This window comes from Desulfovibrio sp. 6_1_46AFAA, from assembly GCF_000224635.1.
GTDB lineage: Bacteria > Desulfobacterota > Desulfovibrionia > Desulfovibrionales > Desulfovibrionaceae > Desulfovibrio > Desulfovibrio fairfieldensis.
The window spans coordinates 686662-709008 of record NZ_JH114301.1 but is presented as its reverse complement, the minus strand read 5'-3'; the positions used below and the strand labels follow the sequence as shown (position 1 = coordinate 709008).

Below are 22347 nucleotides of genomic sequence, written 5' to 3'. Positions count from 1 at the left end.
GTTTATGAGAGACGTTGACAAGTTGACCTTTTATCTGGAAATGACGCCGCCCTTTCGCCATGTGCGGGGACATGGCTTTGAATACATGCTGCCGGAAGGCATGGAAGACGTCAGCAATATCCCCGGCCAGAGCATGAGATCGCCCCTCATACTTTGTGAGAACGGCATACCTCTTCCCGGACGTCATGCGCAGAATATCTGCATTTGGTATAGTGGCGGAGGGCACTATAATCATTGGGGCCAAGCTTTGTACTTTTCCGCATCAGACAATAGCGACCCCAACACAAACAGCAAACATTACACGCTGATGCGCACTCAAAAAGACGAATTTGAGGAAAATATATCTTTTCCACAGCGTGTGCATATTGTTCTTTCTCATTCATGTAATCTATGGTGCAGAATATGTAGAGAAAAATATTTTACCGGACCATTTATGGAAATGAGTCTTTTCGACAAAATTGCAGAAGAGATGTTTCCCCATGTTACAGAACTACGCCTCGATAGTGGTGGAGAAATATTACTGAACAGGAATCTCCCTACTATTCTTCACAAGGTTACAGAATATGCTGTTCCGTTTTTTACGTCCAGCAACGGGATGCTGCTGACCCCAGAAAAATCCCGCCAACTGGCGGAATCAAGCCTGCACCATATTCAGATATCTCTGGATAGCCCCATTAAGGAAACGTTAGAGTGGATACGCAGAGGCGCAAACTTCGAACGCATAATACAAGGCGTCAAACATCTAGTGCAGGCCAGGCGAGATGTGGGCAGGCCGTTTCTTATCACCTTCCATGCCGCAGTCATGCGTGAAACAGTCCGCCAGTTGCCGGCCCTGGTGCGTCTTGCCCACAGCCTCGGCGTAGAGGGCGTAACAGCCTGCCATCTTTATACACACGCCTGCATGGACATAAACTCATCATGTTTCTGGAATCAGACGGAGTACAATGACATGCTTGCTGAAACCATTAACCTGGCCAAAAGCCTGGACGGCTTCTTTTATGGTCCTCAGCCTTTCTCCAGCCACGACGCCGCAACGGATGCAGAGGCCGGTTTATGCGATTATCCTGAATACGGAACCTACATTAATCCCGACGGCACGGTGCTCCCCTGTTGTGTAGCGCCTCGTAAGACTCTCGGCAACATGAACGAACAAAGTTTTGCATCCATCTGGAATGGCGGGGCCTATCGCCAGTTACGCGCCACTTATCGTACGGAGGCGCCCAGCTTTCCCCACTGTAAGAATTGCCTTGCCCGAAAAGACAACTCCAGAAGCTACACGTCTTATTTTGCGCCCGAACATTGGCCCGCCGTGCGGCAGCGCATCGCCACAATAAAAGAGGCTACTCAATGAATATTACTGTGAAGTATCCGCATCAAATCGCACTGGAAGTTGCGAATACATGCAATCTGACCTGCCCTATTTGTCCTTGCTTCCATGGCCCTGCTCCCATGGACCGTAAAATGCGCAAGCCGCAGACCATGACATTTGAGCTGTTCGCTTCGCTAGTGGAACAGATAGCATCATGGCCGACATGGCCCGATAACATTTTTCTCAACATGTTCGGCGAACCCCTCATGGATAAAGGGCTTGCCAAAAAATTGGCACTACTTGAAACCTTGGGGCTAGTGGGGCGCGTGCATCTCCAAACAAACGCATCTCTGCTTGATAAGGATATTGCCGACATGTTGCTAGAACACAAGCTCGGGCGCCTGATTCCTTGTATGGATTCACTAAACCCAAAAACCTTTGAAACTATCCGCAGAGGGACACAGTTTGGTATCGTGCGCGATAATATTTTATCTTTTATTGCTATACGAAACTCTACTCACTCTCAAACTGGAATTAGCCTTCAATATGTACGCACTAAAAAAAACATGGAAGACTTTCATGCTGTGTATAGACTCTTCAAACCCCTTCTGGGCAACAATGACGCATTATGGATCACGACATCCCACTTTTGGGCAGCGCCGTCGCTTTACGATTCCGGTCTAATTATAGCAAAACCCTGTAAAAAGCGTGCCCACACAAGGTGTGACTCTCTGGTGACATCAATGATCGTACTCGCTGATGGTGTAGTTCCAACATGTTGCTTTGATTATAATCTAAAAAATCCTATAGTAGGCCGTGCTGATCAGGAAACTTTACTCAATATTTGGCATGGGCCTCTTCTCAATAGAATGCGAAGTAATGTAGAAAATAAGCATGACCTCCTTCCACCACTATGCCAACATTGTTCGACCATCTATTCCCATTACGAAGTTGACAATGATAATTTGTTCAGATTTCCATCTAGCCTTGTAACCGCAGGACATCACGGTGCTGTCATCAGTTTTAAAAAGGAAACACATAATGGATGATTCCTTTAAAGATTATCTTCTCGAATACATTATTAAACATTGTAACTATGCATTGCCTTGGCCACCAAAAACTCTACATGATAAAGTACAATATCTCGCTTACGCGGGGCGTTTTCTATGCCCAGAATATCATTTCAAATGGCCACAATTGGACTGGTTGACTTCCGAAGAAACTAAACGACTTTGTGAAGAGTATCCGGAAGAATGGCAAGGCTACAACCTTGATCGTCGTCATAATCTGGTGCAGTTCCTTCGGCTTATTAAAGATGTACCGGGGGATACGGCAGAGTGCGGAGTTTTCGAAGGGGTAAGCTCACTGCTCATTTTGCGCCATGCTCCAATTTACGACCAACCGCGTGTACATCATATCTTTGACTCCTTTGAGGGTATTTCAGAGCCAGGGGTATATGATGACCGCCAGCATTGGCATAAGTATTCCCACGCATGTCCAGAAGCGCGTGTACGCCAGCATCTACATGGCTACACCTCCCGCTTCCGCATATGGAAGGGCTGGATCCCTTCGCGCTTTACCGACGTTGCTGATGTGACATTTGCCTTCGTACATATTGATGTGGACTTGTATGAGCCCACTCGGGATTCAATCACGTTCTTTTATCACCACCTGAATCCCGGCGGCATACTGATTTGTGACGATTACGGTTTTGCGACTTGTCCGGGAGCAACCAAAGCTGTGGATGATTTTTTAGCGGATAAGGAGGAAAAAATGCTCCCCTTTGCTTCTGGAGGAGGTTTTTTAATAAAAGGGAAAAAAATTGCCTAATATTCACCTTGAACGCGGCGTAACTGTAAATTATATAACTTTAAAGTATTGTTACACAAATTTTCCAAAAACAGTGCGAGGTTGTACAGGCATGCCCTCCATGGAAGAATTGCATGAAGATATTAAATACGCCTTTTCCTGTATTGACGCTTATCTTGACTCATTTCCGCGTGAACGCGTGCGAAATGCCCACATCTGCGAAATCGGCCCAGGGAAGAATCTTATTGTCGGCCTGACTTTCAAAAGCTTGGGCGCGGCACAGGTATATGTGGCGGACAAGTATTTCAAACCATGGTCCGACGACTACCATGCGCCCCTATATCGGGCTCTGGCAGAAGCCGTCGCCGCGCGCTGGTCTGGCGCCGATCAGAAAGTGTTCCGACAATGCCTGACGCGCGGGGAACATTGCGCTGACGGCATACAGCCAATTGCCGAGGATGCGGAAACGCTGAAAAGCATCCCGGACAACAGCATTGACTTCCTTTGTTCCTGGGCGGCTCTGGAGCATCTATATAGTCCACCTCAAGCCTTTGCTCGCTTTGGGGCTATCACAAAACCGGGAGGTTATGGACTGCATCAGGTGGATTTCCGGGATCATTTTGACTTCAACCGGCCGCTGGAATTTCTGCTGCATCACTATCGCTGGAATGAAAAACCTGATGCGGAAACTTTCGCGTGGATGGCGCGGCGCATGGGCCAGAGTGTCGAACAGGCACATGCCAACGGCCTTGTCCGCCGGGTATGCGGCTACAACGGCAACAGTTACCGTCGCATCGACTATGATGCGCTGTGGCGGCAAAACGGCTTTTCCATCACGGCGTTTGACCACAATATGAGCGCCGGCGCTGATTACCTTGACGATTTCGAGCCTCGGCTCAGGGCGTCGACCACGCGGTGCCGCAATCTTCCGCGCGAGGAACTGGATGTCGTCAGTGGACGGTACGAGGTTCAAAAACGGTGACGTACGGTTAGGGGGGCTTTGGCGTTTCCGATATCTCTATGACATGAATATCCCTTTGGCGCCCTTCCAGGCAACGAGACCGCAAACGGTCTGCCTGTTCCGGGAAAAGAGAAGAAAGGAACAATGAGCGACAGATTCGAATTCGGCGAGAATTGGAGCAAGTTTATTGCTCAGAATCTTTCAGAAGATATCGTGGCGCAATCGGGAACAGCGTTACGCCGCTTTTTGGGTCTGCCCACGCTGAAAAACCTCAGCTTCCTTGATGTCGGCAGCGGCAGTGGGCTGAGTTCTCTGGCCGCATGGCGTGCCGGTGCGACGAACGTCATAAGCTTTGATGTTGACCCTCTGGCTGTACAGACAACGCAAAAATTACGCTCATATGCCGGGAACCCGGAAAACTGGCAGATCATGCAGGGGGATGTCCTGGACGCCGCCTTCATGCGTGCACTTCCAGAGTTCGATATCGTCTACTCTTGGGGAGTTCTTCATCATACGGGACACATGCGCGAGGCTGTCCGCAATGCTGCGTATCCTTGCCGCAAGCGAGGGCTGCTGGCTCTGGCGCTATACAGTTATACCGCCTACGCCAACGGCTTGGCCAGCGGGCTGCCGGGTCCCGAGGAGTGGCTTGAGATCAAGCGGCACTATCTGCACGCGAGAAAGCTACGCCGCCGCTTGATGGAACTGGGCTACCTTTGGCGCTGTCATTGCGCTCCGGCAAGAGGGAATCCGAGAGGCGTCGCCAAGGGGCTGGCCGACATATGGCGATGCTGGCGCGAGTACGACAATTCAGGACGGGGTATGAGCTTTTGGACCGATATCCGCGACTGGCTGGGCGGCTGGCCCATGGAATTCGTCCATGAGGATGAATTATGCCGACAAGTGTGTGACGGTGGAGAATTCTCCTTGGTACGCATGAACACGGGAGAAGGCAACACAGAGTTCCTGTTTCGCCGTTCCGGTGCGGAAAAGGACAAGATTGATGCGGAGAGCCCGGCGAGTTTGGTATGGGACAACATTCTTTCCAGGCGGCAAAGCCTGCCGCTGCAAAAACCATTCTCTCATGTGACCGGACAGATGTTTTGCGCCCCTCTCCCCGCGCTTGCCGCTGACGGAGGCATTTCTCGTTTACGCCTTCTGGAAGACGGCAGTTGGCTTTCTTTTGCCAATGCTCCACATGCGGCGATCGCTGCGGAAGGCAAAGGACGCTATTCATCCTGGTATGGAACCCTGTATTTCAGTACGTCCGACAACACGGATCCCAACAAGAACGGACGTGAATACACCTACTTTATGGATCAGGACGACGCCATAAAAAATCTTTGAGCAGAGCGTTGCCACACTATTTTTCCAAGCGGGAAAGACAGTCAGGTTCGGGTAGGGACTGCAGAAAAATGCGTGCCAAAATGGTGGCAGCCGTATACCGCCGTCACGCGCTGTGGATGACAAAGGACTGAGCGATGAAAAAAGTTTTTATTCATATAGGATTACCAAAAACAGGAACAACGGCGATTCAGACCTATCTTGATTCGCATAGAAGATCTCTGGAAAAAGCGGGATACGACTGCGTGCCGATAGAAATGTGCCATAACTTTGCCATTTCATTACTGGCAAAGAGCCTTAACTGGGATGATTTTTCTTCAAAAAATGAAAAAGATAATATTTTATATCTTTATGACATATTTTCATTGTCAGAAACATATTTAAAACATCATTTAAGTACAGCATATATTAATGATATAAAATATTATATCGAAAATTCAAAATCAGAGAATATTATTCTTTCAAGTGAGTTTTTTTCTTATGCATCTGTGTATGACATTTTACAAAAAAAATTTAATAGTTTAATTTTAAATATATTTTATAAGGTGCATCTTTCATTTATTTGTTATATCAGAAACATTGAAGATCTGGTAGTAAGCTTTTATAAAGAAATAATTAAAGAAGGAATCAACGCTATCCCAGAGCAAAATTCAAATATCCTCTATACACCGAAGGCTGACTGGATTTTCCCCAATTATATATCAGGGCTTGCCAATGGACATTTCAGCAATTTAGTACCGGAGACAATAGTAGACTTCTACACGGAGATATGTGGAAAAGAGAATCTCATTATAAAAAAATATGGCGACAGAGCTTCAGGCTTTGATGTCGTTTCAGACTTTTTATCGATTTTTTCCCTGCAGAAAGAAGAAAAATTTCAAAAGTCCTATCCGATTAACCCAAGTCTGACAAAAGAACTCGCAGCCTACCGTGTTGCGTATGGGAAGGATGATTCTCCACCTGCTGAAGATATTGGTTTTCGAAGCTGTCTGGCGCGTATGGCGTTGGACCATCTTGGAAAAATTGACCCGCAGACCTCGTCACGGCTTGCGGAGAGCGCCGCAGCCTTGCACCGGCGTTATGGAGTGGATTGTTCTTTTTCAGCAGAAACATTGCATAAACAACTGAGTGCGTCTGTTTCTGATTTTGAACTTTTTGTCTGCACGGCGCTCGGCAAACTTTCCAAGCAGAATAATGCCATATTACGCCATCTCCATCAGGAAACCCTTGCATCGCCGCCGGCTCTTTTTTCCGACGATTCCATCTGCCAAGTTTTTTTGTCTCCTGTGCCGGACAAGTATACATATCAAAGGCATGTGGGCAGAATATTCGATAGCCGCTGGCTCACGAGCGGGGGGCCATATGTGCAAGAGCTGGAGCGCGCCCTGACGGACTTTCTGCAGGTGCCTTTTGTGTTATGTTGCGCCAATGACTCCCTGATGCTGATGCTGGTCCTGGAACTGGAGGAACTGGCTGGGAAAAAGATCGCCCTGACGCCCTGTGCCGCACCACGCGTTCTTTCCGTGTTACGCTGGCTACACTGCAGGCCCGTATTCGTCGATATCAACGAAAAAAATCTGAGCATCTCACCAGCGGCCTTGCAAGAGGCCCTGGCACGGGAACCGGACATTGCCGCCGTCATTGCCAGCCATGCTTTTGGCATCTGTTGCGATGTGGAAGCATTGTCCGGACTTTGCCGCCAACACGGCGTCAAACTTATTTTTGATGCCGACAATGCTTTTGGGGCCAACCTCCTCGACCGGAGCCTTCTGGATTTTGGCGACTATGCGATTTGCAGCCTGCACGCATCACATAGCTTCCACGCCGTGGAAGGAGGCTGCATTGTAAGCCACACGGTCCAGGCTCAAAAAAGACTTGAACAATTGCGTTCCGGCGGACAAAGCGGAACAGCGCACCAGTGCTACGGTATAAACGCGAACATGAGCGAACTGCACGCTTCCTTTGGTCTGAGTCTGCTTTCATCTGTTCCCGCTGGTATAAAGCAGCGTGCGGCAATAGTGGCCTTTTACGATGAAAATCTTTTTCGCTGCGATAAAGGGTTACGCATGCCCTCTACCCCTCTTTATTTTCAGAGCAATTATGCCTGTTATCCTGTCATAATGCCGAGTGAAGCTGCGCTTAACGCTGTTGTTCAGCGCCTTAACGCGAAAAATATTTTTCCCAAGCGTCCTTACAGTCCTCTGTTGACGCAGCTGCCATATCTTGAGAGCGAATTATACCACTCCTGCCCTATCGCTGAAGATATCAGTGCCCGAATTCTCTGCCTGCCTATTTTCGCTGAACTGCCGCAGTATCGTTTGCAGACAATTGTTGAAATTATGAGAGCGAACCAAATGCAATGAGGTAGTCTGCCATGCAAAAAATCTATTTGGTGTACAGCATATGGGATGCGGCATACTGGTCGACTGCATACTTTCTCCAATCGGCACGTCAGGAATTTTCCAAAATCAATCTGACTTATAATCCATATTTTTTGCCGATTTCTCAGGTATGGGGACATGATGCGATCACACAGCAATTAAAATGCTATTGGTTCGGAATGCGGAGTCGGGCCGGTGCTGACTATCTGCACGCCGTGGACGCCATTGTGACCTCGCACTTGCAGCAACTTGATGCAGATGCAGCAAGCGGACGGAACATACTCGCTTTTTGCGGCTCCCCCCATCCTGACAGTCTGCCTCTGTTTTTTAGCCGGCTGGCGATGTTTCCGCATCTGAAAGCCTGTGAGTTACATGTAGTTATGCTGCTTGGCCGCCAAGACAGCGAATTACGTACGCGTTTTCTTCGTAACTGGAAAAAACGATCTCCCGATAAAATATATATGCTGCAGCTGCGTGAAGACGGACGCCATCGCATGGATGAAGTCTACAGTATGCTTATGCATCATTGTGGCAAGGAAAATTGCCATCTGCTCCTGCACCAGTCTACCGACCCCCACATGGTGGAGCCGCAACTTCTGATGCAACTGTCCAGCGCGCTGGGTATTCCGGAAGATGTCGCCCCAATCCCGTCGAACGAATTCAGCTTTCCCCTGTCCGCGCCCGGCTTGGACATGTCGCGGGCTCTTTTCGGCTTTCCCTTCAGCTTCAAGCAAAAACCGGTATGGAAGCGCGATGACTTTTACCGCATTCTGCGCAGCGTTGAACAAAAAGAAGGATATGCACCTGTCCCCTTCATGCCTCGCGAGCACGCCCTGGACCTGCTGAGCAAGTGTGTGCCCGGCAATACGCGTCTGGCCGAAACTTTGGGTAAAGAGACCCTCTTTGCTTCTCCCCATCCGCTGGACACATTACCGGATATGCCCTCCACTCTGCCTGAAATGTCTACACAACAGTGCCGCACCTTTGTCAGCGCTTTTTCTTCTGAATGGCGGCAGGCTTTTTTGCGTTATTTCCGGGATCAGAACCGCCCTCTCCATTCTGTTGAACACAGACTTGCCAGCGTACTGGAAGAGTATAGGCAACGAAATCATTCCCAATCGCCTTATACATGGCCACGCACAACTTCCCCCGTCGCGGTCTTGACATTATGCAGGAATCAAGAAGCATTCATTGAACAATGCATGGAAAGTGTCACTGACCAACGCTGCAAGATACCCTTTGAGCATATCATTGTTGATGACAGCTCGAATGACGACAGTGCCTCAATCATTGATAACTATGCTTCACGCCATGCCCATGTCCGCCCTATGTATCTTTCCTGTCATGCCGCGCATGGAGAAAATGTACAGACTCTGTTTTCCCTGTGCCACAGCACATATGTCGCTCTTTGCGATGGCGATGATTACTTTACTGATCCGTACAAGCTGCAAAAGCAAGTCGATTTTCTGGACATGCATCCTCAATGCTCCCTCTGCTTTCACCCTGTTGATGCCATTTATGAGGACGGCTCCCCATCGCGGGTTTATCCTCCGGAAAATCTTTTACCAGGGGGCGTACGTACATTCTATACGGTCAAAGACCTGCTCTTCGCCAATCTGATTCAAACCAATTCCGTCATGTATCGCTGGCGCTTTCGAGATGGGCTGCCGGACTGGTTTGACCCGTCGCTTATCCCCGGTGACTGGTACTGGCATTTACTACATGCGGAAGTCGGGCTTATAGGCTATCTTCAAGAGCATATGAGTGTCTATCGTCGGCATGCCGCCTCTCTCTATGCTTCTGCCGAGGGCGATCATGTAGATCATCGTAACCTACATGGTTTGGAAGAATTACGCATGTACAATACGTGCAATAAACATTTTTCCAATCGCTATTACAAAGATTTTTGCAGGCTGGCTATGGGAGTGTTGACGGACTTCGTACATATTTATGCCAAATCTGGAGATGATACACTGCTTCAGAAAGGGTGCAAACTATGTCCAGAATTTGCCCGTGATTTCTTGTCACAGATAAGAATAGACAGCTGACCCCTACGTGTAGTTCCCCAATAATACATTACAATTCAAGAAAATTTACTGTCCACACAACTAATATAAAACCATGCCACACTTTTCACCTTGGCTGACAACTCTATTTTTCATTAAGAAGTTATGCCTGATTATGAAAAAGAGCAAAACGTGAGTCTAGAAGTTATTTTGCGCAAAGGCGACGCGGACACATGGAGCCCGCGCCCAATGCCTTCTGCGATATGGTCTGCATGGCTTCTTCAATTCATTGGCCGGACTTTGACGCGGCGGTGAAAGAATTTCGGCTTATCCTCAAGACCGGCGAATAGTTCGCCTGCCTCTAGAGTCTGTAGTCACGATATTGACGCCCAAATGAGTGTTGCTCCATCCACCAAAATCAGGTGGAAGGTCTCTCCATGGCACCCCCGTGCGCATAATCCAAAATACCGCATTGATGAAAGTTCGATTGCCATATGCTACCCCCCCCAGCTTCCTTCTCGTCCAGGCAGGTGCGGCGAGAGCTTCTTCCAAACTTCATCTGAAATATCATGCCGTCTGTGTGCTGGAGTTGTCATAGTTCACCTCTGTTGAGGCAATATGACATAAAATTAAATTCTAGAAAATCTCGTGACTACACGCTCTAGGGGCTGTCTCTAAATAAATTATTGTAGCCAAATGAGGCAGACTGCCAGCATGACCGCAGCGTTAAAGGTTATGGCAAGCTTATCATATCAAGTAGCAATTCTGTGGAAGGATTTAAGCTTGACAAAGAAACACTTAACGAGATGACGTCCCTTGTAAACGTGAGTGTCATACTCGCGTTGAACCAACCTGCCTGGCATTGGAAGAATTAACCACAGTATAGTTTTGATGTTCCACCAGAGCGAGCAATTTATTGGCATCATAAGCTCTGTCCGCAAGAAGCTTATTCGCCAATAGACCTTCTATCAGGCCACATGCAGGAACAATGTCATTTACATTTCCTGCCGTGAGATGAATACGCAAAGGATTTTGGTAGTTAATCCTATGCTACACCCAATCTCCTGATTGAAGTACCCCCTTTACGCCGGTAAGGTAGCATAATAATTATGGCCTCGGGGTCTGCGTTTATGGATAGCATGAGCAGGAGCCATCCCATACCTCAAGTTTAGCCCATTCAAGGAAGCGTTTATGTACCGTTCTCCAAGGCCCAGACTCTGGATACAAGTCCCGCCAGGGCGCTCCTGTTTTTCATGATCCGCAGGATGTTAAACATCAGGTGGTCATCCTTACGCTTCCGACCTCTGGTTTCAGTGCTGGCCTTTGTCAACATAGGCCCAATTATGGCCACTTTTCGTCTGAAATGTCGTGTCTACTCATGAAAAACAGCAAAGCAATAGAGCGACGAAAAGTCTAAATTTTATTTAGAGACAGCCCTTAGAGCCAAAATTTGGAGCGTTTGCTCTTGGGAAAAACGAAATTGCTCCAAGGGCTGATGGTGCGGCCGGAAAGAGAAAAAGACGCTCTCTCAACCCGGATACGCCGCAGACCGCCGGTTTGCGCCTTTACCCCAAAGGCATCCGCCCGGTCTGTTGCGTCCATGCCGCCCGCCTCCCCACGGAGTCTCGCGGCCAGGGCTGAGAACTTCTTCCAATGAAACGGGATTACTGGGAATTCAAAAGCAATCGTCATGCCAAAAACACGATTTTAAAAATAATTGTGATTTCAACAGATAAGAGAAAAAGCTCACAAGCGGAAAAAGAGAGTATTCAGAAAAATCTGACAACTGTCATACTATCATGACAAAAATACGCAAAAAACAGAGCCGTGAACGCGTAACGCGCCGTGTCGGCACGGCGCGTTACGAACAAAACGGCGAAGTCGCCCAATCAGAAGAGCGTGAAGGGATAAAGACGGCACATCACCCGCCGCCCGGGATTTCGCCGCTTATTTCATGAACGGCAACCCGGCGAGCATTTTCTTCAGGCTGAGGGCGTCCCAAGGCATGTACTCCGCGAAACTCATTCCGACGACATCAACCCGCGCGGCAATATTCTTGAGGATTTCGGCCACGTCCTGAATCCCGACCTTGCCCCGCTCCGATTCGATATGTTCTTTCACGTTGGGGTTACTGAACAGGAGCGAGCGGAAAACGGTGGGATCAAGCACATCAAGGTCCAGGTGGATGGCCACCCGTTCAAAGCCTTTGTCGCGAATCCACCTTGTCACCGCGTCTCCAGAGCCGGTCATGTCCCTGCTTGGTATGGTCCTGATGCCGTAACGGTCGATGGCCTCCCGCTCGTGGGGGAAAACCCCGTCCACACCCACCAGGAGGACCTGTTCCGCGTTGTAATGTTTCTTCACTTCAGCCGCCATCAACGGTTCACCGCCGCCCAGAAGGTTGCCGAGCACCATGGCGTGGGCGTGGTCAAAATCCTCGGGCGTGGTCACATCAGGGTGCGCGTCAATCCAGATGATGCCGAGTTTCCCCGCGTAGCGTTCGTTCAGATAGGAAAACGGAGCCTGGCTGATGAGGCAGTCGCCTCCGAAGGTAATAATGCGGTCGGGCGCGTATGCCTCAATAATATTTCCGGCCGCCCGTATCTGGCGCAGGATTTCCCTCCGGTAAAATACGCCGCCCTCCTTGACCGGTTCAGCCCCTGTCCAAGGCCCGACGGGCACCTCTACAAGCGGCGCGTCGCTTTGCGGAGCCAGCCAGGCCAGCAGCCTAGCGCCCAGAGGATATATCTGACCGGGAAATTCCGATTCATCGTAACCGCCCTGCCACTGCGGCATCAAAAGCCGTAATGTCTTCATTCTGTTTTGTTCCCTGCTCATGCGCGAACTCCTTTCATGATTGCTGTTGGGGGCAAAGAGCACGACGGACCAGCGTTTCAAAGACGTTCAGGTGGTTTTGAAAATCAAAGTCGGGGTCGTCGGCGGTTCTGGCGATAAGTCCGTCCACCAGGGCGTAGAGCCAGACCGAAACAGCCTCCAAATCCAGGTTGCTGTCGATTTCTCCCGCCTTCGCCGCTTTCCGGAGCAGTTCGACAAAGACGCGGCGCATGGCCCTGTCGCCGGTGGCAAAGGTTTCGCGCACCGCTGGATTTCGTGCGGCCACGGCCAGGATTTCCGTCCATAAGCGGTGATCCACGGGAAAGCCCACGTCCCGGATGCAGTCCGTCATGACGCCGATAATGCCGTTGAGATACGGCGTCACATTTGACGCCCGCCTTGCTTTTTCCGCGCCCTGGGCATGCTCTTCCTCAATCATGACCTTGAAGAGAGCGTCCTTGCTTTTGAAATGCACGTACATGGTGCCTTGCGCGATGTCGGCCCGTTGCGCGATGTCCGAAATCGAGCAGCCGGAATAACCCTTTTCCGCGAAACAACGCGCGGCCGCCGCCAAAACCTTTTCCCGCGTGTTCTGTTTTTGCTCTTTTCTATTTGCCATGTTCGCTTCCAAATTGAATGAATATTCGTTCATTTAATACAGATTCCCTGCCGTGTCAAAGCTGAAAATGAAAAAAGCCTCCCTGACAGGAGGCCATACAAGCAAAATCTTTCGACGCAAAGTGAATCAAGGCTGCCCCAAAGGGGCACCCGCCGGGGCTGGCACCCTCTGCTGCGGCGCGCATGCCCTTAGGGCTTTGCGACATGTGTCGCTTGATGCGACGCTAGTCTTCCAGATCGGGATGATAGATGACAAAACGGTCGCGGCCGCGCCGCTTGGCCTCATAGAGGGCCAGGTCCGCTTTTCTGTAGAGTTCGTCGAAGGTTATGCCGTCCTGGGGATAGCGGGCGAGCCCCAGGCTGCCGGTGATGCTCAGGCCCTCGCCGTAGTCCCTGGCCGCCGCCCCGCGCAGCACTTCCAGGCGTTTTTCCAGTTCCGGGCCGACGGGGATATGCGGCAGAAAGACCACGAATTCGTCGCCGCCGAGCCTGCCGCAGAGGTCTTGGCGGCGCAGCACGTCCCGCAGGGATTCCGCCACTTCCCTGAGAACCTCGTCCCCGAACTGATGGCCCCGGCTGTCGTTGAGCAGCTTGAAGTTGTCCAGGTCCAGCATGATCAGGCCATGTTCGGCTCCGGTCGGGCTCTGGCGCAGCAGTTCCGTCACCCGGCTGACCACGGTGCCCCGGTTCAACAGCCCGGTCAGCGCATCCAGCTCGATAAGGCTGCGCAACTCCAGGTCTTTCTTCTTCTGCGCGTCAATGTCCTTGACCAGAATAAAAGCCTTGACGTCCTTGGTGAAAGGGTCCGGAATGAGCTGAATGCTGGCCACCACCCAGAAGAGACTGCCGTCGGCATGAAAGCGCCGGTGTTCGATCTGTATTTCGCGCTGGCCGCTGTAATATTTCCCCAGCAGTTTTTCCCGGTCAAAGCTACTCAGATACTCCGGCAGGTCGCCCTCATAGACATAATGGCTTGAAATATACTCCACCGTGCCGGAAAAGGACTTCACGTCTTCCGGAAGCGCGCCGGAGTTGCGGCGCTCGTTGCCTTCGTAAATATTCTTGGTCAGATTGAATTCATAATAGCCGATGCTGTTTTCCTGCTGATCCTTGAAGGTCTGGATCCATTTCTGGTAGGCCAGCTCTTTTTCGTGCTGTTCGGTGACGTTTTCATAGGAAATGATTGAGCGCTGGGGCTTGCCTTCGGCGTCGAATATCAGCGTGTACCTGCCCGTGAACCATTCAAAGCGGCTCCCGGTCTTCAGCTTCACGCTGGCGCTGCCGCTGGGGATGCCCTGCTGCATGGAATGATAAAAGTGGAGCAGACTTTCAACGCTCTCCCCGGCCACAAGGCCGTTGGCCACGAAACTTTCGGGCACATCGGGCATTTCCGTGGGCACGCCCAGAACGGCGGCTGCGTCTCCGGTCTGGAACAGGGTATGGCTGACCGGATCGTACACGGCCATGATCTTGTCCGTGTGCTGAAAGGCGATACGGCTTTTTTCCTCGCTGAGGCGCAGATCCTCTTCCATCCGCTTGCGCAAGGTAATGTCAAAGAGCACGCAGGTCAGGTAGCCGGGTTCCGCCGGATCATGGTGGCAGCGGACCAGAACCCAGACCAGTTTTCCGGCCCTGTTGACAAAACGGTGTTCCAGTTCAAAGGCCGCGCGGCCGCGCGCGATGCTTTCCCGCACCGTGCTCCGGATCATCTCCAAGTCCTGCGGATAGCTGTACTTTTCCACGCTGGTCAGGCCCAGTTCAACGGCCTCGGCGGGCGAGCAGCCCATGATGGAATAAAAATAGGTGTTGGCATAGACAAAGGACATTTCTTCGTCAGCGGTCACCCGGCAGATGCCGCAGGGCAGGGAATTCATCAGGCTCTGCAACTCCCGGCCGCGCCGCTTGACCTGCTCCCGCAGCGCCACTTCCCCGGTCATGTCCAGGCAGACGCTGACGGTGATGGCCTGTCCGTCCCCGGAGACGGTTTCCCTGCCCATCTCGCGCAGCCAGACCGTGCCGCCGTCTTTTTTCAGAACCCTGTATTCCGCGCTGAACTCCCGCCGCTCGCGCGCGGCCTCGTCCACGCTCTTTTGCACCAGCTCCCGGTCCCCGGGATGGATGATTTCGGCATAACGGCCGCCGGTTTTTTCACAAAATTCCGCATAGTCATAGCCCACATAGGCCAGGAAGGCCCTGTTGACGTAGATCAGCGGATAGTCCGGCTCCGCGCGGCAGATCACCAGGGCGCTGCTGAGCCCGTCGCCGCTGATCCGTAAAGGGTTGCCGGGCCGGGCCCGGCCGGAGGTAAAGTCAATGTCCAGTTCAGCAGTCATGATCCTTCCGTTGCCGGGCCTCGTCCCCGGCAAGCCAGTGGTTCAGCTTTTCCCGCAGCTCCCCGGGGTCCAGCGGTTTGCTGATATGATCATCCAGGCCCCCGGCCAGGCTGCGCCGCACGTCCTCCGGCGTGGCCCCGGCCGTCATGGCGATGACGGGAATGCGGCTCACGGCTCCGGGCATGGCCCGGATGCGGCGGGTGGCCTCCAGGCCGTCCATTTCCGGCATCTGGATATCCATCAGCACGCAATCGTAACGCTCCCGGCTGATCAGGTCCAGCGCCCGTCGGCCGTTTTCGGCCACAGCGCAGTCCACGCCCAGACGGCACAGTAATTCCCGCACGATTTCCTGATTGATGGCATTGTCCTCGGCCAGCAGCACACGCTTGCCGGGCGGCAGCGCCTCCATGGGTCGGCTTTCGGCGTCCGGGCCGGGCCGGGCCCGCGCGGCCAGGGCCAGGGGCAGCAGAAAATGAAAAACACTGCCCTTGCCCGGCTCGCTCTCGCACCACAACTTCCCGTCCATCAGCCGGGCCAGTTGCCTGCTGATGGCCAGGCCCAGGCCCGTGCCGCCGAAGCGGCGGGAAATGCTGCTGTCGGCCTGGGTAAAGGGCTGGAAAAGATTCTCAAGCTCGCCGGCGCTGATGCCGATGCCCGTGTCCCTGACCATGAAGTGCAGAAACACGGCGCCGTCCCGGCAATCCGTGCCCACATCCAGGCTGATGCCGCCTTGGCTGGTGAACTTGAGGGCATTGCCCAGCAGGTTGATCAGCACTTCTGTGATGCGCAGGGCGTCGCCCCTGAGCCAGAGCGGCACGTCCCGGGCAAGATTGACCGAAAAGGAAAGCTGTTTTTCGTGCACCTGGGCGCTGAGCATGGCCCGCAGATTCTGCACCAGTTCATCCAGGGCAAAGTCTTCCTCGCTGATATCGAGCTTGCCCGCCTCGATTTTTGAAAAATCCAGGATATCGTTGATAATGCCCAGCAAACTTTTGGCCGAGAGCCTGATTTTGCGCAGATACTCGCGCTGGCGCGGCGCGGGATTATCGTCCAAAGCCAGATAGGTCATGCCCAGAATGCCGTTCATGGGCGTGCGGATCTCGTGGCTCATGCGGGCCAGAAATTCGCTCTTGGCCCTGGTGGCGGCCTCGGCCAGCTCCTTCTCGCGCTGGGCCTCCAGCACGTCCGTGACGTCCATGGCAATGGAAAGACGCACCCTGCGGCCGTCCTCCCAGCGGATGAGCCGGTCCACAATGGTGTAGGTATGGTTGGACAGGGGATTGACGTGGACCCAGTGGTGGGGGCTGTCCGGATTGTCCCGGCCGCGCAGGAAGGCATTAGTGCAAAACGGGCACGGCGCGTCCAGGCCCTGGAAGCGGGCAAAGCAGCGCTGGTCCCTGCCCGGACGCAGTGGGAACTGTTCGTTCAGGGCCTTGTTGGTGAAAAGCACCTCGTAGGTATCCATGTCGGAGATATAGACCGGCTCCACAAAGGCATCCAGAATATCGGCCAGCTGTCGGCTTTTGCGGGCCAGACCGGCGCGCTGCCTGAAATTCAGGTCCGCGCCGCACAGCACATTGGCCACGGCCACGGCCATGTTGACCATGCTCTCGGTCCAGCTCACATGGCGGTTGCAGATATCCACCCCGAAGAAACCGTTCAGCGCGCCGTCATGGCGCAGGGGCACGGCCAGAAGCGAACGGATGCCCTGAAGCAACAGCAACTCGCGGGTCCGGTCATGGGGGACGCGGCGCACATCCTCGATACGCAGGGGCCGCCCCTGCTCGAGATCGCTCACGAACCAGCCGATCTCTTCGGGCGGGATATTCTGAAGCGCGGGCGACTGCGGCGGGACGCCTTCGGCGCACCATTCGTAGGTATTGTGCCAGAGGCCGTTATTTTTCCGGAAAAGATAAGCCCGGCTCGCCTCCAGACACTGCCCCAGCTCCCGCAGGGCGTTGTTGAAAAAAACATCCCGGTTCTGGCTGACCAGGGCCTCGCTGGAGACTTTGGCCAGCAGCAGGGAAAACTTCTCGGACGCGGCGGCTTGCGCAAAAGCCGCACTTGTGGTGTCGGACATGTTTTCTCGCTCTCGTGAGTTCAGGCCGAATGCCCGCAAGCGGGCATCCGGCGGCAAGGCTACGTGGACAGACCTTGCCGGGACTTCAGCATGTCAAGTTCAAAATGCCATCAGCTCCGGAGCGTGTGGACAGCACGTTTCCGCAGCCGCGCCTTCAACGCGCCTCGCGGCGCAACACCTCCAGACCGGCCTGGGCAGCGCCCCACAATCCACTGTTTTTATTCTCAACCAGATAGATGGGCACGGAACGGATCAGGGAGGCGAACTGCGGGGTGGTGTACAGCTCCCGCAAAAAATAGTCGCTGGTGACGCAAAGGGGATTGCGGCTGGCAATGCCGCCCGCGATCCACAGGCCGCCACGGCACAGGGTAGTCAGAATCCAGTTGCGGCAGGCCCGGGCATAGAAGCGCGAATACCAGCGCAGGGTGGGGGTATCCCGGCTGAGGGCGCTCTCGCCCACTTCGCGGGCTTCCAGAGTTTCACCGCTGAGATAGCGGTGCAGCAGGCCAAGCCCCCTGCCGGTGAGAATGTCGTCGCCGCGCGCGAAAGGATAGCCCAGTTCCCGGCAGACGAATTTGTGAAAATCATTTTCCTCGTCGCCCACAAAGGGAAAGGAGGCGTGCCCGCCTTCGGCGGCCACCGGCAGCCAGCCGCCGCGCCCGTCATGCACCAGGGAAGCGGTGCCCAGACCCGTGCCCGCGCCCAGCACGCCCCGGCTGGCCGTGGGCGGCACCTCAGCCTGCTCCGTGGGCCTGACCACGCAACGCGCCTGCTCCCCGATTTCCGTCAGGCAGCCGTAGGCTTCGGCGGTAAAGTCATTGATGACCAGAGCGCGGGGAATGCCGTAGCGCTGTTCCAGGCCCGTGAGATCCACGCGCAGGGCGCCGTTGGTCAGGCCGCCGCGCAGGCCGTCGCTCACCGGCCCGGCCAGGCCCAGAACAAGCATGTCCGCCGTGCGCAGGGGCGTTTCCAGCTCGCGCTCCAGGGCGACAAGCACCATGTCCGTATCCAGCAGGCCCGCGGACCTGATCCAGACCACCCGCTCCTGGCGGAGACGGCCCTGATCCAGGCTGAAGGATGCGAAACGGCAATTGGTGCCGCCGATATCGGCTGCGAGAATGCGCTGCATGGGGTCTCCCGGCTGCAATGCGGTCAAAGCGGGCGGAACAGGGTTCGGGCCGGATTTCGTCAGGCTCAGCTCCTGTCCGAGCCCATCCGGCGTACCAGATTGGTGGTGCTGCACCCGTCCACCAGCCCAGCCAGATGCACGCGGCCGCCATATTCGCGCACCAGCTCCGCGCCCACCACGGTTTCCACGGTATAGTCGCTGCCCTTGACCAGCATGTCGGGCCGCACCCGACGGATCAGCTCCAGGGGCGTGTCCTCGTCAAAAAGAACCACCGCGTCCACGCCCTGCAACGCGGCCAGAAGCAGCGCGCGGCTCTGCTCGTTCTGGATGGGACGGCCGGGGCCCTTGAGACGGCGCACCGAGGCGTCGCTGTTCAGACCCACCACCAGGCGCTCACCCAGGGCCGCGCACTGGCGGATCAGGGAAATGTGGCCGGGATGAAGCAGGTCGAAGCAGCCGTTGGTGAACACGATGCTCGCGTTTCCGCGCCGCCACTCCTCCAGTTTTTCCAGCAGGCCGGGCAGGCTGTACAGTTTGGGATTGTCGGCGTTCTCGCGCAGGGCCAGGTTGAGTTCGCTCAGGGCCACCGGCGCGGTGCCCGGCTTGCCCACAGCCACACCGGCCGCCGTATTGGCCACGAGCGCGCTTTCCTCCCAGTCCAGGCCCTTGGCCACGCAGGCCGCCAGAGTCGCGATGACTGTGTCGCCCGCGCCGGACACGTCGGCCACCTCGCGCACGGCGGCCCGGATGTACCGCGGCGGCCTGTCCGGGCTGAACAGGGCCATGCCCTTGGGGCCGCGCGTAAGCAACAGGCGCTCCAGGCTGTGGCGTTCGCGCAACGCGGCGGCCAGGTGTTCCCGCTCCCGCTGATCCGGGCTATCGCCCGCTTCCAGGCCGCAGGCCAAGGCGAACTCCGCGCTGTTGGGCGTCACGCACTGCGCCCCGGCATAGCGCCGCCACTGCCCGCCCTTGGGGTCCACCAGCACGGGAATGCCCCGCTCGCGGGCCGCCACGATGACCGGCGCGCACAGGCTGTGGCCGTCCGGGCCGTCCAGCAGCACGCCCTTGCCGTAATCGGAGAGCACCAGCGCGCCGCAGCCCGGCAGGCGTTCCAGAACTTTTTCTCGCAGCAGCGCTCTTTCCTCCGGCCGCGGCGGGACGATCTCTTCTTCATCCAGGCGCAGCAATTGCTGCCCCTGGGCAATGATCCGGGTTTTGCGCGTGGTGCTGCGCGCGGCGGAATACACAAGGCCGTCGCCGATGCCTTCGGCGGCCAGTTCGCGGCGCAGGGCCTCTCCGGCCTCGTCGCGGCCCGCCAGGCCGACCAGTTCAACCCCGACGCCCAGCCGGGCGAGATTACGGGCCGCGTTGGCCGCGCCGCCCGGCACGGTCCAGCGTTTCCGCACGCAGGCCACAGGCACCGGCGCTTCCGGCGAAATGCGCCGCACCCGGCCGGAAATGTAGTGGTCGAGCATCACATCGCCCAGCACCAACACGCGTACTCCGCTAAATTCCATAGCTCATTCCTGTTCCCGTGGATTGCCGACATGCGGGCGGAGCCGGTTCAGGCCCCACGGATGGCCCGGCTGAAGAGCGCGCCCAGGGGGCTTTCATCTTCCTGCGCATCCAGCAGGTCATGGATGCGCGTCCGGGCCGCGTCGCCCAGACGGCGGCGTTCCTCGGGATCCCCGGCCAGGCGTTCCAAAGCCCGGGCCAGGGCCGCCGCGTCATTCCGGGGCACCACCAGACCGCTTTTCCCGTCTTCCACGGCTTCGGTCAGGCCCGGCAGATCGCTGACCACCACGGCCAGGCCAAAGGCCATGGCTTCCGCCAGGGCCGAGGGCAGGCCGTCCACATCGCCCTGGCTGGTTTTGCGCCCCGGCGAGACGAAGATGTCGGCCTTTTTATAGAAATCGGCCATGTTTTCATGCGGCATCTGCCCCGTAAACTCCACCAGCCTGCGCAGGCCCAGACGCCAGGCAAGCCAGCGCAGCCGCAGGCGCTCCGGTCCCTGGCCCACGATCTTGAGACGGAAATCCAGCCCCTGGGCGCGCAATTGGGCACAGGCCCGTAGCAGGAGGTCATAGCCCTTGCGCTTGCTGATGGTGCCCACGGCCAGGATTTGCAGGGGCTGGGCCTCCTGGGCGCCGGAAGGCAGGGGAATGTCCGCGTCGTCCTCGGGCGGGGTCAGGGTCAGGGGATCGCGCAACAGAATCAGCTTCTCGGCGGGCAGTTCCGGCAGCATCTCGCGCAGGGTCCGCAGGGTGGCCTGGGTGTCGCAACGCACAAAGACCGCCTGCGCCGCCTTGACGGCCCAGTCCTTGCCGGGCCGGGCCAGATCCTGGGCGCGCATGGAAAAGGCGAAAGGCACGCCCAGCAAACGCGCGGCCACCCAACTGGCCGTGGCTTCGCTGTGCGCGCCCGTGGCATATAGAAACTCGATTTTTTCCTCCAGGCCCCAGCGGGCCAGCAGGGCCCCGCAGCCGAAGGCCCAGAGATGGCTCAGCAGGCCCCGGCCCCAGCGGGAACGGGTGGGCAGATCGCGCCAGAGATCCCATAAGGAATGGGACGAGCCCCGCAACTGCCGGAACAGGGACGCGCAGACGGAGAAAAAATGCCACGCGCCGATGCGGCGCACGGCCAGCGGCAGGGCGTAGCCCTCGGGATTGCCCAGCAGGCCGCTGCCCCGGATGGCGTAAATGCGCGAGAGCAGACCCGCGGCGTGCAGGCGGTGGGCCTCTTCCATCAGGTTTTGGCCCGAGGCCTCGGGAAAACGCTCGGCCACCAGCGCGCCGCGCACCACCGGCGGCGGGGGCGAGAGCAGGCTTTGCGCGTCATGCTCCGGAAGCGGCGGCAGCTCATGGCGGCGGCAGTGCAGGATGCCGTCCTCAAGCGTATAGATGCTGTCGCAGTATTCGGCCATCTTGGGGTCATGGGTAACCATGACCATGGACACCCCGCCGGTGTGGCAGAGCGTGCGGAAATTCTCCATGATCAGGCGGCTGGTGCGAGCGTCCAGCGCACCCGTGGGCTCGTCGGCCAGCAGAATGCGCGGATTGTTGACCATGGCGCGGGCAATGGCCACGCGCTGCTGCTCGCCGCCGGACAGGCGGTTGCTGCGGTAATGCACCCTGGCCGAAAGGCGCACCAGTTCCAGGGCGCGGATCACCCGCTCCCAGCGTTCCTGCGGCGGTATGCCTTCATAAATCAGGGGGAATTCAACATTCTCAAACACCGTGGAGTGCTCGAAAAGATTGCTGGACTGCATCACAAAGCCCATGTTCCCACGCCGGAAGGCGGCGGTCTGCTCGCGGGTGAAGGTGAGCACATCCGTGCCCAAAATGTTCAGCGAACCGGCGTCGGGCGCGTGCAGCATGCCCAGAATGTGCAGCATGGTGGACTTGCCGCAGCCCGAGGGGCCCATGATGGCCACCAGTTCACCGGCCTGCACTTCAATGTTCACGCCGCGCAGGACCGGCGAGAACCCGGCGTAACACTTATATAAATCCTTGGCGACGATAACCGGAGCCATGTTTCACCTT

15 protein-coding genes and 2 pseudogenes are annotated in these 22347 nt (G+C 55.5%); 7 read left to right on the top strand and 10 right to left on the bottom strand.

Translation table 11 applies throughout. The features are described from left to right. Positions 1-4: 4 nt before the first annotated feature. The 7 genes from HMPREF1022_RS06455 (at position 5) to HMPREF1022_RS17185 (ending at position 9852) form a co-directional block, all read left to right on the top strand. Positions 5-1351 (top strand): radical SAM protein, encoded by a 1347-nt coding sequence (locus HMPREF1022_RS06455; protein WP_008684438.1) that lies wholly within the window; start codon positions 5-7, stop codon positions 1349-1351. Further along, complete coding sequence (locus HMPREF1022_RS17200) at positions 1348-2358, top strand: radical SAM/SPASM domain-containing protein (RefSeq protein WP_008684439.1); 1011 nt, start codon at positions 1348-1350, stop codon at positions 2356-2358. Before HMPREF1022_RS06455 ends, HMPREF1022_RS17200 begins: the two co-directional genes overlap by 4 nt. Next, on the top strand, positions 2351-3139 hold the full coding sequence (locus HMPREF1022_RS17195) for a TylF/MycF/NovP-related O-methyltransferase (protein ID WP_008684441.1): 789 nt from the start codon (positions 2351-2353) through the stop codon (positions 3137-3139). Before HMPREF1022_RS17200 ends, HMPREF1022_RS17195 begins: the two co-directional genes overlap by 8 nt. Positions 3140-3239: 100 nt before the next feature. Beyond that, positions 3240-4100: a class I SAM-dependent methyltransferase gene (locus HMPREF1022_RS06445; RefSeq protein ID WP_198005326.1), complete on the top strand. Its 861-nt coding sequence runs from the start codon at positions 3240-3242 to the stop codon at positions 4098-4100. Positions 4101-4223: 123 nt separating this feature from the next. Continuing rightward, complete coding sequence (locus HMPREF1022_RS06440; protein ID WP_008684444.1) at positions 4224-5426, top strand: class I SAM-dependent methyltransferase; 1203 nt, start codon at positions 4224-4226, stop codon at positions 5424-5426. A gap of 134 nt (positions 5427-5560) precedes the next feature. Next, on the top strand, positions 5561-7786 hold the full coding sequence (locus tag HMPREF1022_RS17190; RefSeq protein WP_009302401.1) for a DegT/DnrJ/EryC1/StrS family aminotransferase: 2226 nt from the start codon (positions 5561-5563) through the stop codon (positions 7784-7786). An 11-nt stretch (positions 7787-7797) separates the two neighbouring features. After that, complete coding sequence (locus HMPREF1022_RS17185; protein ID WP_008684447.1) at positions 7798-9852, top strand: glycosyltransferase family 2 protein; 2055 nt, start codon at positions 7798-7800, stop codon at positions 9850-9852. Between the two features lie 351 nt (positions 9853-10203). On the opposite strand, the pseudogene HMPREF1022_RS17180 reads toward HMPREF1022_RS17185, so the two are convergent. The 10 genes and pseudogenes from HMPREF1022_RS17180 to HMPREF1022_RS06390 all read right to left on the bottom strand — a co-directional run. Further along, positions 10204-10406 (bottom strand): annotated as a pseudogene (locus tag HMPREF1022_RS17180) (transposase); the annotation flags it as partial. 532 nt (positions 10407-10938) lie between these two features. Then, positions 10939-11049 (bottom strand): annotated as a pseudogene (locus tag HMPREF1022_RS19165) (hypothetical protein); the annotation flags it as partial. Between the two features lie 198 nt (positions 11050-11247). Continuing rightward, a complete protein-coding gene (locus HMPREF1022_RS18865; RefSeq protein WP_008684449.1) occupies positions 11248-11412 on the bottom strand; it encodes a hypothetical protein in 165 nt (54 codons plus the stop codon). A 345-nt stretch (positions 11413-11757) separates the two neighbouring features. Further along, entirely contained in the window at positions 11758-12648 is an 891-nt protein-coding gene (locus HMPREF1022_RS06420; protein WP_009302400.1) for an arginase family protein, read from the bottom strand. Positions 12649-12661: 13 nt separating this feature from the next. Beyond that, positions 12662-13264, bottom strand: coding sequence for a TetR/AcrR family transcriptional regulator (locus HMPREF1022_RS06415; protein WP_009302399.1), 603 nt, complete (start codon positions 13262-13264; stop codon positions 12662-12664). A gap of 223 nt (positions 13265-13487) precedes the next feature. Then, the gene (locus HMPREF1022_RS06410; protein ID WP_009302398.1) at positions 13488-15596 is read right to left on the bottom strand and encodes a sensor domain-containing diguanylate cyclase; all 2109 of its coding nucleotides are present in this window, start codon (positions 15594-15596) and stop codon (positions 13488-13490) included. Continuing rightward, a complete protein-coding gene (locus HMPREF1022_RS06405) occupies positions 15586-17676 on the bottom strand; it encodes a GAF domain-containing hybrid sensor histidine kinase/response regulator (RefSeq protein WP_009302397.1) in 2091 nt (696 codons plus the stop codon). The genes HMPREF1022_RS06410 and HMPREF1022_RS06405 overlap by 11 nt, the downstream gene beginning before the upstream one ends. Before the next feature lie 154 nt (positions 17677-17830). Next, positions 17831-18805: a glucokinase gene (locus HMPREF1022_RS06400; protein ID WP_009302396.1), complete on the bottom strand. Its 975-nt coding sequence runs from the start codon at positions 18803-18805 to the stop codon at positions 17831-17833. A 65-nt stretch (positions 18806-18870) separates the two neighbouring features. Beyond that, complete coding sequence (gene rfaE2, locus HMPREF1022_RS06395) at positions 18871-20322, bottom strand: D-glycero-beta-D-manno-heptose 1-phosphate adenylyltransferase (RefSeq protein ID WP_009302395.1); 1452 nt, start codon at positions 20320-20322, stop codon at positions 18871-18873. A 47-nt stretch (positions 20323-20369) separates the two neighbouring features. Next, complete coding sequence (locus tag HMPREF1022_RS06390) at positions 20370-22337, bottom strand: glycosyltransferase (protein WP_009302394.1); 1968 nt, start codon at positions 22335-22337, stop codon at positions 20370-20372. Positions 22338-22347 lie beyond the last annotated feature (10 nt).